The organism is Erwinia sp. LJJL01 (assembly GCF_047300805.2).
Lineage (GTDB): Bacteria > Pseudomonadota > Gammaproteobacteria > Enterobacterales > Enterobacteriaceae > Erwinia > Erwinia aphidicola.
On the sequence record NZ_CP178576.1, the window covers coordinates 2,158,052 to 2,171,428 of the forward strand.

Consider the following 13,377-nt stretch of genomic DNA (forward strand, 5'->3'; position numbering starts at 1 on the left):
AATTATTTGCAAACGATACGTTGTCGATTTGCAAACAAGATCACAGCTGCGCCAAAACGGCATACCCCAGCGGGCTGTGATAAGATGCGGGCACTATCGCCACAACGGAGACAGGGGTATGGAGTCGCTAGTTACGCTCTATCAGGAGCATGTGAAAACACTGCAACAGCGCGCGCAGCAGGTTCTGGCGCGTCACCATCTTGATGCAATGCTGATTCATTCCGGGGAATTACTGACGGTATTTCTCGACGATCACACCTATCCATTCAAGGTCAATCCGCAGTTTAAAGCCTGGGTGCCGGTTACTCAGGTGCCGAACTGCTGGCTGTGGATTGATGGGGTGAACAAACCCAAGCTGTGGTTTTACTCTCCTGTCGACTACTGGCATAACGTCGAACCCCTGCCAAACAGCTTCTGGACGGGTGCGGTGGAGGTTATCGGCCTAAAGAATGCCGATGATATCGGCCAGCAGCTGCCAGCGCAGCGCCAGAACGTGGCCTATATTGGCCCGGTCGCCGAGCGCGCGCGCCAGTTGGGCTTCAACAGCGATTCGATTAACCCTAAAGGGGTGATCGACTTCCTGCACTATCATCGCGCCTATAAAACCGGTTATGAGCTGTACTGCATGCGCCAGGCGCAGAAAATTGCGGTTACCGGCCATCGTGCGGCAAAAGAAGCCTTCAAATCGGGGATGAGTGAGTTTGATATTAATGTCGCTTACCTCAGTGCGACCGGCCACCGCGATACCGACGTGCCGTATGGCAATATCATTGCGCTGAACGAGCATGCGGCGGTGCTGCACTACACTAAACTCGATCAGCATGTGCCTGAGCAGCTGCGCAGCTTCCTGATTGACGCCGGAGCCGAGTATAACGGTTATGCCGCCGATCTGACGCGCAGCTACGCGGCGAATAGCGGTAGCGAATATGCCCAGCTGGTGAAAGAGATGAATGCCGAAGAGCTGGCGCTGATCGGCACCATGAAAGCTGGCGTACGCTACAGCGAGTATCATGAGCAGATGCATTTTCGTATCGCCAGCCTGCTGATTAAGCATCAGTTGGTCAACGGCATCAGTGCGGAAGCGATGGTGAAGGACGATCTTACCGGGCCATTTATGCCGCACGGTATTGGTCATCCACTTGGCCTGCAGGTGCATGATGTCGCCGGCTTTATGCAGGACGATCGCGGCACGCATCTGGCTGCGCCGCAGCAGTATCCCTATCTGCGTTGCACGCGTATGGTGGAGCCGGGCATGGTGCTGACTATCGAGCCGGGCATTTACTTTATTGAGTCACTGCTTGCACCATGGCGCGCCGGGAAGTTCAGTAAACATTTTGACTGGGCGAAAATCGATGCGCTGAAGCCTTACGGCGGTATCCGCATTGAGGATAACGTGGTGATCCATGCACACAGCGTGGAAAACATGACGCGCGACCTGAACCTGGCCTGATGGACGCTTACGACATCCCGGCGGAGCTGTTCAGCTACAGCGAAGAGATCAAGAAAAGCCGCTTTATTACGCTGTTAGCACATACTGACGGCGTGGAAGCGGCCCGGGCTTTTGTTCAGCAGGTTAAACAGCAGCACCCAACGGCCCGGCATCACTGCTGGGCCTTTGTCGCCGGGGCACCGGATGACTCGCAGCAGTTGGGTTTTTCTGATGACGGTGAGCCTTCGGGTACCGCAGGCAAACCGATGCTGGCGCAGCTGATGGGTAATAATATCGGCGAAGTCACGGCCGTTGTGGTGCGCTACTATGGCGGCATTATGCTGGGCACCGGGGGGTTGGTAAAAGCCTACGGCGGTGGCGTACAGCAGGCATTACGCTTGCTACCACGTACGATTAAAGTGCCGATGCTCAGTTTTCAACTTATCTGTGATTATGCGCAACTGAGCGATATTGAACGCATGGTGGGCCGGTTTGACGGGCAGCTGTTACACAGTGAGTTTTTACACAATATCACCCTGACGCTGGCGCTGCCTCATGCGCAGGTTGCAGGTTTCAGGCAGAATTTATCCGACTTTAGCCGGGGCGCACTGCAGCTAGCCCCGCTCAAATAACTCTTAACGTCAGGAAAGGAACGGCAGAATGCATTTTCGTGCCATAACCCGCATAGTGGGTTTGCTGGTCATCTTATTCTCAGGGACGATGATCGTGCCCGGACTGGTGGCACTGATCTACCGCGACGGGGCGGGGCGTGCATTCACGCAGACGTTCTTTATGGCGTTGATGATCGGAACACTGCTGTGGTGGCCGAACCGTAAGCAGAAAAGCGAGCTTAAGCCACGCGAAGGCTTCCTTATCGTAGTGCTGTTCTGGACCGTGCTGGGCAGCGTAGGGGCAATGCCCTTTATCTTCGCCGAGCAGCCGAATCTCTCGTTAACCGACGCCTTCTTTGAATCTTTCTCCGGTCTGACAACCACGGGTGCGACGACGCTGGTGGGGCTGGATTCCTTGCCGAAAGCGATTCTCTTCTATCGCCAGATGCTGCAGTGGCTGGGGGGGATGGGGATCATCGTACTGGCCGTTGCCATTCTGCCGATCCTCGGCGTCGGTGGCATGCAGCTTTATCGTGCGGAAATGCCAGGCCCGCTGAAAGACAACAAAATGCGGCCACGCATTGCGGAAACCGCTAAAACGCTGTGGCTAATCTATGTACTGCTGACCGTGGCCTGCGCGCTGGCGTTATGGCTGGCGGGGATGCCGTTGTTTGATGCCATCGGTCATAGTTTTGCCACTATCGCGATTGGCGGCTTTTCCACCCATGATGCCAGCATCGGCTTTTTTAATAGTCCGACGATTAACACCATCATCGCTATCTTCCTGCTGATCTCCGGCTGTAACTATGGTCTGCACTTCTCATTATTAAGTGGACGTAGCCTGCGAGCATACTGGCGCGACCCGGAGTTTCGCATGTTTATTGGCGTGCAGATCACGCTGGTGGCTATCTGTACCGTGGTGCTCTACTTCCATAATGTTTACCAGACCGGGCTACAAACGCTGAATCAGGCATTCTTCCAGGTGGTCTCTATGGCCACCACCGCCGGCTTTACCACTGACAGTATTGCTCGCTGGCCACTATTCTTGCCGGTGCTATTGCTGTGCTCAGCGTTTATTGGGGGCTGTGCCGGCTCAACCGGCGGCGGCCTGAAGGTGATCCGCATTCTGCTGCTGTTCAAGCAGGGCTCGCGTGAGCTGAAAAGGCTGGTGCACCCGAATGCGGTATACACCATCAAGCTCGGCAACCGTGCGCTGCCGGAACGTATTCTGGAAGCGGTGTGGGGGTTCTTCTCCGCCTACGCGCTGGTGTTTATTCTCAGCATGCTGGCGATCATTGCCACCGGCGTTGACGACTTCTCGGCGTTTGCTGCGGTCGCTGCGACGCTCAATAACCTTGGCCCCGGTCTGGGCGTGGTCGCGGACAACTTTACTTCCATGAACGACACCGCGAAGTGGATCCTGATTTTAACGATGCTGTTCGGGCGTCTTGAAGTCTTTACCTTGTTAGTCCTGTTTACGCCGACCTTCTGGCGCGAATAATTGAGAGTGTAATCATGAAAGCGTTAATCCTGTTTTCCAGCCGCGATGGCCAGACCCGTGAAATTGCCTTCTATATAGCTAACCAGATAAAGGGAGAGCGCGAGTGTGACGTGTTCAATATCCAGCTGGTTGATGAGATTGAATGGGCGCAGTATGACCGCGTGCTGATCGGCGCGTCTATCCGCTATGGACACTTCCAGCCGGTGGTAGCGAAGTTTGTGAAAACACACCTTAAAGAGCTGCAGCAGCGTTCAAGTGGCTTCTTCTCAGTAAATCTCACTGCGCGTAAACCAGAAAAGCGTACTCCGCAGACCAATGCATATACCCGTAAGTTTTTACTACAGTCGCCATGGGAGCCAGATTGCTGCGCAGTTTTCGCAGGTGCGCTGCGCTATCCACGCTATGGCTTCTTTGATCGCATCATGATCCAGCTGATTATGCGTATGACAAACGGCGAAACCGATGCGAGTAAGGAAGTGGAGTATACCGACTGGCAACAGGTGACACGATTTGCCCATGAATTCGCTGCTTTACCGAGCAAATTGTCGTAAAAAACCACGCTTCGCTGAAAAATGACGCGCTCAGTCATTTATTTGCAATAAACGCTTGTCACGCGTCAGGATCTCCCTATAATGCGCAACCACTGAGACGGCACAACGGCTTACAGGCCAGCGGCTCAGGAGGTTCAGGAAGTATCTGAACCGCCGGAAAAACTTCTCAAAAAGAAGTTGACTCCGAAGGAGGAAAGCGTAATATACGCCACCTCGCGACAGGAAGCCTCGGCACTGCTCGCAACGCTCTTTAACAATTTATCAGACAATCTGTGTGGGCACTCGCAGGATTGATATCAGCGTCTCCGGGCGTAAAAAATATCAAGCCTCACGAGTGAACACATAATGAAATTCATTATGACGTTTTACAGATGAGCACCGCTGAACTTGTTTCAGCAAATCGAACTTTTAATTGAAGAGTTTGATCATGGCTCAGATTGAACGCTGGCGGCAGGCCTAACACATGCAAGTCGAACGGTAGCACAGAGAGCTTGCTCTTGGGTGACGAGTGGCGGACGGGTGAGTAATGTCTGGGAAACTGCCCGATGGAGGGGGATAACTACTGGAAACGGTAGCTAATACCGCATAACGTCTTCGGACCAAAGTGGGGGACCTTCGGGCCTCACACCATCGGATGTGCCCAGATGGGATTAGCTAGTAGGTGGGGTAACGGCTCACCTAGGCGACGATCCCTAGCTGGTCTGAGAGGATGACCAGCCACACTGGAACTGAGACACGGTCCAGACTCCTACGGGAGGCAGCAGTGGGGAATATTGCACAATGGGCGCAAGCCTGATGCAGCCATGCCGCGTGTATGAAGAAGGCCTTCGGGTTGTAAAGTACTTTCAGTGGGGAGGAAGGCGAAGAGGTTAATAACCTTTTCGATTGACGTTACCCGCAGAAGAAGCACCGGCTAACTCCGTGCCAGCAGCCGCGGTAATACGGAGGGTGCAAGCGTTAATCGGAATTACTGGGCGTAAAGCGCACGCAGGCGGTCTGTCAAGTCGGATGTGAAATCCCCGGGCTCAACCTGGGAACTGCATTCGAAACTGGCAGGCTAGAGTCTTGTAGAGGGGGGTAGAATTCCAGGTGTAGCGGTGAAATGCGTAGAGATCTGGAGGAATACCGGTGGCGAAGGCGGCCCCCTGGACAAAGACTGACGCTCAGGTGCGAAAGCGTGGGGAGCAAACAGGATTAGATACCCTGGTAGTCCACGCCGTAAACGATGTCGACTTGGAGGTTGTGCCCTTGAGGCGTGGCTTCCGGAGCTAACGCGTTAAGTCGACCGCCTGGGGAGTACGGCCGCAAGGTTAAAACTCAAATGAATTGACGGGGGCCCGCACAAGCGGTGGAGCATGTGGTTTAATTCGATGCAACGCGAAGAACCTTACCTGGCCTTGACATCCACGGAATTTGGCAGAGATGCCTTAGTGCCTTCGGGAACCGTGAGACAGGTGCTGCATGGCTGTCGTCAGCTCGTGTTGTGAAATGTTGGGTTAAGTCCCGCAACGAGCGCAACCCTTATCCTTTGTTGCCAGCGAGTAATGTCGGGAACTCAAAGGAGACTGCCGGTGATAAACCGGAGGAAGGTGGGGATGACGTCAAGTCATCATGGCCCTTACGGCCAGGGCTACACACGTGCTACAATGGCGCATACAAAGAGAAGCGACCTCGCGAGAGCAAGCGGACCTCATAAAGTGCGTCGTAGTCCGGATCGGAGTCTGCAACTCGACTCCGTGAAGTCGGAATCGCTAGTAATCGTAGATCAGAATGCTACGGTGAATACGTTCCCGGGCCTTGTACACACCGCCCGTCACACCATGGGAGTGGGTTGCAAAAGAAGTAGGTAGCTTAACCTTCGGGAGGGCGCTTACCACTTTGTGATTCATGACTGGGGTGAAGTCGTAACAAGGTAACCGTAGGGGAACCTGCGGTTGGATCACCTCCTTACCTGAAGATACCTTCCCGCGTAGTGCTCACACAGATTGTCTGATGAAAAAGTAACGAGCAGAAAAACCTCTACAGGCTTGTAGCTCAGGTGGTTAGAGCGCACCCCTGATAAGGGTGAGGTCGGTGGTTCAAGTCCACTCAGGCCTACCAAATTTGCACTCATGCGGCGTTATGCACTCGGTCGTTTACCAAAGTAAACTTCCCTCCTGCATGCCTTGCCTGAGCACAAATTACATTTCTTATTTGGAATGTAATGGTAGTAAAAGGTTTCTGTAAGACTGTATGGGGCTATAGCTCAGCTGGGAGAGCGCCTGCCTTGCACGCAGGAGGTCAGCGGTTCGATCCCGCTTAGCTCCACCATACTGTTTTTCTAAATAAAATACTTCAGAGTGTGCTGGATAACAGCATGCTGCGAAGTATTATGCTCTTTAACAATCCGGAACAAGCTGAAAATTGAAACGACGCGTCGTATTCATTCTCCGTAATAAGAATGAAGTTAACGATGCGTTCGAGTCTCTCAAATGCTCACGACAGCATGCTGTCCTTCGGGACGCTTGTGGGTTGTGAGGTTAAGCGACTAAGCGTACACGGTGGATGCCTAGGCAGTCAGAGGCGATGAAGGGCGTGCTAATCTGCGATAAGCGTCGGTAAGGTGATATGAACCGCAACAACCGACGATACCCGAATGGGGAAACCCAGTGTGATACGTCACACTATCATGTCATGAATACATAGTGGCATGAGGCGAACCGGGGGAACTGAAACATCTAAGTACCCCGAGGAAAAGAAATCAACCGAGATTCCCCCAGTAGCGGCGAGCGAACGGGGAACAGCCCAGAACCTGAATCAGCTTGTGCATTAGTGGAAGCGTCTGGAAAGTCGCAGGGTACAGGGTGATACTCCCGTACACAAAAATGCACTCGCTGTGAGTTCGATGAGTAGGGCGGGACACGTGACATCCTGTCTGAATATGGGGGGACCATCCTCCAAGGCTAAATACTCCTGACTGACCGATAGTGAACCAGTACCGTGAGGGAAAGGCGAAAAGAACCCCGGCGAGGGGAGTGAAACAGAACCTGAAACCGTGTACGTACAAGCAGTGGGAGCACCTTCGTGGTGTGACTGCGTACCTTTTGTATAATGGGTCAGCGACTTATATTCTGTAGCAAGGTTAACCGTATAGGGGAGCCGCAGGGAAACCGAGTCTTAACTGGGCGTTAAGTTGCAGGGTATAGACCCGAAACCCGGTGATCTAGCCATGGGCAGGTTGAAGGTTGGGTAACACTAACTGGAGGACCGAACCGACTAATGTTGAAAAATTAGCGGATGACTTGTGGCTGGGGGTGAAAGGCCAATCAAACCGGGAGATAGCTGGTTCTCCCCGAAAGCTATTTAGGTAGCGCCTCGTGAACTCATCTTCGGGGGTAGAGCACTGTTTCGGCTAGGGGGCCATCCCGGCTTACCAACCCGATGCAAACTGCGAATACCGAAGAATGTTATCACGGGAGACACACGGCGGGTGCTAACGTCCGTCGTGAAGAGGGAAACAACCCAGACCGCCAGCTAAGGTCCCAAAGTCATGGTTAAGTGGGAAACGATGTGGGAAGGCACAGACAGCCAGGATGTTGGCTTAGAAGCAGCCATCATTTAAAGAAAGCGTAATAGCTCACTGGTCGAGTCGGCCTGCGCGGAAGATGTAACGGGGCTAAACCATGCACCGAAGCTGCGGCAGCGATACGCAAGTATTGTTGGGTAGGGGAGCGTTCTGTAAGCCGTTGAAGGTGTGCTGTGAGGCATGCTGGAGGTATCAGAAGTGCGAATGCTGACATAAGTAACGATAAAGCGGGTGAAAAGCCCGCTCGCCGGAAGACCAAGGGTTCCTGTCCAACGTTAATCGGGGCAGGGTGAGTCGACCCCTAAGGCGAGGCCGAAAGGCGTAGTCGATGGGAAACGGGTTAATATTCCCGTACTCGGTGTTACTGCGAAGGGGGGACGGAGAAGGCTATGTTAGCCGGGCGACGGTTGTCCCGGTTTAAGCATGTAGGCGGAGAGTTTAGGTAAATCCGGACTCTTACTAACGCTGAGGTGTGATGACGAGGCACTACGGTGCTGAAGTAACAAATGCCCTGCTTCCAGGAAAAGCCTCTAAGCATCAGGTAACATCGAATCGTACCCCAAACCGACACAGGTGGTCAGGTAGAGAATACCAAGGCGCTTGAGAGAACTCGGGTGAAGGAACTAGGCAAAATGGTGCCGTAACTTCGGGAGAAGGCACGCTGTCGCTAGGTGAAGTCACTTGCTGACGGAGCTGAAGGCAGTCGAAGATACCAGCTGGCTGCAACTGTTTATTAAAAACACAGCACTGTGCAAACACGAAAGTGGACGTATACGGTGTGACGCCTGCCCGGTGCCGGAAGGTTAATTGATGGGGTTATCCGCAAGGAGAAGCTCTTGATCGAAGCCCCGGTAAACGGCGGCCGTAACTATAACGGTCCTAAGGTAGCGAAATTCCTTGTCGGGTAAGTTCCGACCTGCACGAATGGCGTAATGATGGCCAGGCTGTCTCCACCCGAGACTCAGTGAAATTGAACTCGCTGTGAAGATGCAGTGTACCCGCGGCAAGACGGAAAGACCCCGTGAACCTTTACTACAGCTTGACACTGAACATTGAGCCTTGATGTGTAGGATAGGTGGGAGGCTTTGAAGCGTGGACGCCAGTCTGCGTGGAGCCAACCTTGAAATACCACCCTTTAACGTTTGATGTTCTAACCTGGCGCCGTGATCCGGCGTGGGGACAGTGTCTGGTGGGTAGTTTGACTGGGGCGGTCTCCTCCTAAAGAGTAACGGAGGAGCACGAAGGTTAGCTAATCACGGTCGGACATCGTGAGGTTAGTGCAATGGCATAAGCTAGCTTGACTGCGAGAGTGACGGCTCGAGCAGGTGCGAAAGCAGGTCATAGTGATCCGGTGGTTCTGAATGGAAGGGCCATCGCTCAACGGATAAAAGGTACTCCGGGGATAACAGGCTGATACCGCCCAAGAGTTCATATCGACGGCGGTGTTTGGCACCTCGATGTCGGCTCATCACATCCTGGGGCTGAAGTAGGTCCCAAGGGTACGGCTGTTCGCCGTTTAAAGTGGTACGCGAGCTGGGTTTAGAACGTCGTGAGACAGTTCGGTCCCTATCTGCCGTGGGCGCTGGAGAATTGAGAGGGGTTGCTCCTAGTACGAGAGGACCGGAGTGAACGCACCACTGGTGTTCGGGTTGTCATGCCAATGGCATTGCCCGGTAGCTAAGTGCGGAAAAGATAAGCGCTGAAAGCATCTAAGCGCGAAACTTGCCTCGAGATGAATTCTCCCTGACTCCTTGAGAGTCCTGAAGGGACGTTGAAGACTACGACGTTGATAGGCCGGGTGTGTAAGCGCAGCGATGCGTTGAGCTAACCGGTACTAATGACCCGTGAGGCTTAACCTTACAACGCCAGAAGCGTTCTGGTGCGCGTTATGAGAGACGCAAAGAGATTTTCAGCCTGTTTACCGGAATTAAGTCCGAAGTATTTTGCGCTGAGGCAAGGCGGCAAGCGAAGGAAAGGAGGGAGCATACTGAAGTATGTGACTGACTTTGCGAGCGCGGCCAACGCAGCATCAGCACAAAAGACACAGGACAGAGCACAAAGAATTTGCCTGGCGGCTTTAGCGCGGTGGTCCCACCTGACCCCATGCCGAACTCAGAAGTGAAACGCCGTAGCGCCGATGGTAGTGTGGGGCCTCCCCATGCGAGAGTAGGGAACTGCCAGGCATCAAATAAAGCAATAACCCCGACCGAAAGGCCGGGGTTTTTTGCGTTTTTCGCCTGCCAAAATACGCAATAGTATTCACTGCGCCTCCACTTGAACTGCATATTTTATTGGATAGCCATATTAGCTGTTTAATATTCCCCCAGATTGCGAGCGATAACTGCACAAAACTCGATGAATTCACCCCTGTTTGCGGCGATAAAATCCTCAACTCCCCCCTGATGAATCGGGTACACTACCCGCAGTTTAATATTTAAAGGTTTTATTATGTCCTGCCAGCAGCACTCATTAAAAACATGGAATACATTCAGCCTCGACGCCTGTGCCAACAAGATCAGCGTGGCAGAAAGTGCCGAGGCTCTTTGCCAGTTTTGGCAGCAGAGCACCAATCAAAATGAACCGGTATTACTGCTGGGAGAAGGAAGCAACGTACTGTTTCTGGATGATTTCTCTGGGCAGGTCATCATTAACCGCATCAAAGGCATCCGCGTATCTGAAACGGCTGATGCATGGTCTCTGCACGTGGGCGCGGGTGAGAACTGGCATCAGCTGGTTGAAACGTCTCTGGAGCAGGGACTCTCTGGTCTGGAAAATCTGGCACTCATTCCGGGCTGTGCCGGTTCAGCGCCGATTCAAAATATCGGTGCTTATGGCGTCGAGCTGGATCGGGTCTGTGAATATGTGGATATCGTTAGCCTTGCCGACGGTGTACAGCAGCGTTTAACTGCCGCCGAGTGCCAGTTTGGCTACCGTGACAGCATATTTAAACATCAGTACCGCGACGGGTATGCCATTATCGCTGTCGGCCTGCGCCTGGCAAAAATCTGGCAGCCGGTGCTGAGCTATGGCGATCTGCGTACTCTCGACCCGCTAACGGTCACGCCGCGCGAAGTGTTTAACGCCGTCTGCCAGATGCGCCGCAGTAAACTACCTGATCCAAAAGTGACGGGAAATGCCGGGAGTTTCTTCAAAAACCCACTGGTGAGCGCTGAAGTTGCCGCTAAGTTGCAAGCAGAGTATCCGCATATTCCGCACTATCCTCAGGTCAGTGGCGATGTGAAGTTGGCCGCCGGTTGGCTGATCGATCAGTGTGACTTAAAGGGTTTCCATATGGGGGGAGCGGCGGTGCATGCCCAGCAGGCGCTGGTGCTGATTAACGCCAACGAAGCGACGGGGCAGGACATCGTCAACCTTGCCCGGACCATACGTCAGCGCGTGGCAGAGAAATTCAACGTCTGGCTGGAGCCTGAAGTGCGCTTTATCGCAGCACAAGGCGAAACAGATGCCTTAGAGGTTATTGCATGAAAGACAACACCGTACCGTTAACGCTGGTTGGTATTCTGGCAGACGGCGAGTTCCATTCTGGTGAGCAGCTGGGCGAGCAGCTGGGCATGAGCCGCGCGGCAATCAATAAGCATATTCAAACCCTGAAAGAGTGGGGCATTGATGTCTTCACCGTGACCGGCAAAGGCTATAGCCTGCCCTCGGCCATGCAGTTATTGAATGAACAGGCCATTAATGCCCAGCTGGATAACGGGCGCCTGGCGGTCATCCCAGTGATTGATTCCACTAACCAGTATCTGCTCGATCGCATGGATACGCTGCAATCTGGCGACGCCTGCGTAGCCGAATATCAGCAGGCTGGACGTGGTCGCCGAGGTCGTCAGTGGTTTTCACCCTTTGGCTCTAACCTCTATCTGTCTATGTACTGGCGTCTTGAACAGGGTCCGGCGGCTGCCATGGGGCTGAGCCTGGTCATTGGGATTGTGCTGGCGGAGGCGTTACAGGAGCAGGGCGCGCCCGATATTCGCGTGAAATGGCCGAATGATATCTATCTGGACGATCGTAAACTGGCCGGTATCCTCGTTGAATTGACGGGAAAAACGGGTGATGCTGCGCAGATCGTGATTGGCGCCGGAATTAACCTGGCCATGCGCGCACCCGCTGCAGACGTCATCAATCAGGGCTGGATAAACCTGCAGGAAGCCGGAGTAAACGTTGATCGTAACGCGCTCTCTGCGCTGATCGTCAATAAAATGCGCACCGCACTGGTCGAGTTTGAGCAGGAGGGGCTGGCACCGTTTATCGAGCGCTGGGCGCGGCTCGATAACTTTATTAACCGGCCGGTAAAACTGTTGATTGGCGATCGGGAAATATTCGGCATTGCCAGAGGTATTGACCAGCAGGGTGGCTTGATTCTGGAACAGGATGGCGTCAGAAAGTCCTGGGTTGGCGGGGAAATATCGCTGCGACCGCAGAGTTAAAAAAAGGGCCTCAGGCCCTTTTTTTATTTGCGTAATCTGACAAGGTCAACCGCATGACCGATGCTCTTGGTCATTATCAGGCTGGCACGCTCGCGCGTAGGCAGGATGTTTTCCTTCAGATTCAGGTAGTTGATCTCTTTCCACAGCTGGCTTGCGACACCTACCGCCTCGTCTTCAGGCAGCTGTGCATAGTGGTGGAAATAAGAGTCGGGATCGGTAAACGCGCCCTGACGGAATTTCAGAAAACGATTGATATACCAGTGCTCTAATAAATCTTCCGGCGCATCGACATAGATCGAGAAATCAACGAAGTCTGAAACAAATACGTGATGCGGATCGTGGGGATAATCCATCCCACTCTGCAATACATTCAAACCTTCCAGAATCAAAATATCCGGCTGCTTAACGACTTTATCCCCATCCGTAATCACATCATAAATCAGATGCGAATAGACCGGCGCAGTGACCTGTGCAGCCCCGGATTTCAGGTCGGAAACAAAGTTCACCAGGCGGTGCATGTCATAAGAGAGGGGAAAACCCTTTTTCTTCATCAGGCCGCGCTCTTTCAGCACCGCATTCGGATGGAGAAAACCATCAGTGGTGATCAATTCGACCCGACGATGCTCCGGCCAGCGGCTGAGTAAAGCCTGCAGCACGCGTGCTGTCGTGCTTTTCCCGACCGCGACGCTGCCTGCAATGCTGATGATATAAGGGATCTTCTGTCCTTTGGTGCCGAGGAACTGCTCCAGCACCGTCTGACGACGCGAATTTGAACTGATATAGAAATTCAACAGACGAGACAAAGGCAGATAAATCTCCGCCACTTCTTCCATGGAGAGATCTTCGTTAATGCCTTTCAGACGGGCAATCTCGTCTTCAGAAAGGGTCATTGGCACCGAATCACGCAGCGCAGCCCACTGGGAGCGATTGAACTGGAGGTAAGGCGTAGTTAACAAGGAATCTTTTTTGCTCATATGCGTGCTTCTGCCAGCAATTAATGCCCTTCGATAGGTTCGCCTGTTAATCACAGTGAATGGCACCACTGCCAGGCTGGCGTACTAAGGGAAATTTCATCAAACAATGGGCGGAGGGTATCACCAGACGGGGATGAATAAGAAGGAAAAAAGATGCTCAGCGGATGCAAACGTAACCGTACCCGCATTAATGATAATTTTAGCTGGCAATTGCAGGGGCAATGCGCACAGTGCCGCACAGAACAAAAATAAACCAACGGTTGGCAAATCACATGCTGCCGGCGCAATTTCCTGCGAAAAG

7 protein-coding genes, 2 tRNA genes and 3 rRNA genes are annotated in these 13,377 nt (G+C 53.2%); 11 read left to right on the plus strand and 1 reads right to left on the minus strand.

Features of this window, described 5'->3' with window-relative positions:
* Window positions 1-118 precede the first annotated feature (118 nt).
* From pepQ to birA, 11 genes are all read left to right on the plus strand, one after another.
* Window positions 119-1,450, plus strand: coding sequence for a Xaa-Pro dipeptidase (gene pepQ, locus ACLI4M_RS10855; RefSeq protein ID WP_133622237.1), 1,332 nt, complete (start codon window positions 119-121; stop codon window positions 1,448-1,450).
* Window positions 1,450-2,061, plus strand: coding sequence for an IMPACT family protein (locus tag ACLI4M_RS10860; RefSeq protein ID WP_133622236.1), 612 nt, complete (start codon window positions 1,450-1,452; stop codon window positions 2,059-2,061). The genes pepQ and ACLI4M_RS10860 overlap by 1 nt, the downstream gene beginning before the upstream one ends.
* A 28-nt stretch (window positions 2,062-2,089) precedes the next feature.
* Window positions 2,090-3,541, plus strand: coding sequence for a Trk system potassium transporter TrkH (gene trkH / locus ACLI4M_RS10865; protein ID WP_048914401.1), 1,452 nt, complete (start codon window positions 2,090-2,092; stop codon window positions 3,539-3,541).
* A gap of 14 nt (window positions 3,542-3,555) precedes the next feature.
* The gene (gene hemG, locus ACLI4M_RS10870) at window positions 3,556-4,092 is read left to right on the plus strand and encodes a menaquinone-dependent protoporphyrinogen IX dehydrogenase (protein ID WP_133622235.1); all 537 of its coding nucleotides are present in this window, start codon (window positions 3,556-3,558) and stop codon (window positions 4,090-4,092) included.
* A 409-nt stretch (window positions 4,093-4,501) separates the two neighbouring features.
* A 16S ribosomal RNA gene (locus tag ACLI4M_RS10875) occupies window positions 4,502-6,042 on the plus strand.
* A 73-nt stretch (window positions 6,043-6,115) separates the two neighbouring features.
* Window positions 6,116-6,192, plus strand: a tRNA-Ile gene (locus ACLI4M_RS10880).
* Between the two features lie 134 nt (window positions 6,193-6,326).
* Window positions 6,327-6,402, plus strand: a tRNA-Ala gene (locus ACLI4M_RS10885).
* Between the two features lie 207 nt (window positions 6,403-6,609).
* Window positions 6,610-9,516: ribosomal RNA gene (locus ACLI4M_RS10890) — 23S ribosomal RNA — on the plus strand.
* A 208-nt stretch (window positions 9,517-9,724) separates the two neighbouring features.
* Window positions 9,725-9,840, plus strand: a 5S ribosomal RNA gene (gene rrf, locus ACLI4M_RS10895).
* The 16S, 23S and 5S rRNA genes sit together here with 2 tRNA genes alongside, the layout of an rRNA operon.
* Before the next feature lie 265 nt (window positions 9,841-10,105).
* On the plus strand, window positions 10,106-11,143 hold the full coding sequence (gene murB, locus ACLI4M_RS10900) for a UDP-N-acetylmuramate dehydrogenase (protein WP_133622234.1): 1,038 nt from the start codon (window positions 10,106-10,108) through the stop codon (window positions 11,141-11,143).
* Window positions 11,140-12,102 carry a bifunctional biotin--[acetyl-CoA-carboxylase] ligase/biotin operon repressor BirA gene (gene birA / locus ACLI4M_RS10905; protein WP_133622233.1) on the plus strand — a complete coding sequence of 321 codons (963 nt, stop codon included), beginning with the start codon at window positions 11,140-11,142 and terminating at the stop codon, window positions 12,100-12,102. Before murB ends, birA begins: the two co-directional genes overlap by 4 nt.
* A 23-nt stretch (window positions 12,103-12,125) precedes the next feature.
* Here the strand turns inward: birA and coaA are convergent, their stop codons facing one another.
* Entirely contained in the window at window positions 12,126-13,076 is a 951-nt protein-coding gene (coaA, locus tag ACLI4M_RS10910) for a type I pantothenate kinase (RefSeq protein WP_133622232.1), read from the minus strand.
* Window positions 13,077-13,377: the final 301 nt, after the last annotated feature.

Excerpts from the sequence above, each read along its gene's own strand:
- pepQ (WP_133622237.1), top strand. The coding sequence starts at position 119 with ATGGAGTCGCTAGTTACGCTCTATCAGGAGCATGTGAAAACACTGCAA.
- ACLI4M_RS10860 (WP_133622236.1), top strand. The coding sequence starts at position 1,450 with ATGGACGCTTACGACATCCCGGCGGAGCTGTTCAGCTACAGCGAAGAG.
- trkH (WP_048914401.1), top strand. The coding sequence starts at position 2,090 with ATGCATTTTCGTGCCATAACCCGCATAGTGGGTTTGCTGGTCATCTTA.
- hemG (WP_133622235.1), top strand. The coding sequence starts at position 3,556 with ATGAAAGCGTTAATCCTGTTTTCCAGCCGCGATGGCCAGACCCGTGAA.
- murB (WP_133622234.1), top strand. The coding sequence starts at position 10,106 with ATGTCCTGCCAGCAGCACTCATTAAAAACATGGAATACATTCAGCCTC.
- birA (WP_133622233.1), top strand. The coding sequence starts at position 11,140 with ATGAAAGACAACACCGTACCGTTAACGCTGGTTGGTATTCTGGCAGAC.
- coaA (WP_133622232.1), bottom strand. The coding sequence starts at position 13,076 with ATGAGCAAAAAAGATTCCTTGTTAACTACGCCTTACCTCCAGTTCAAT.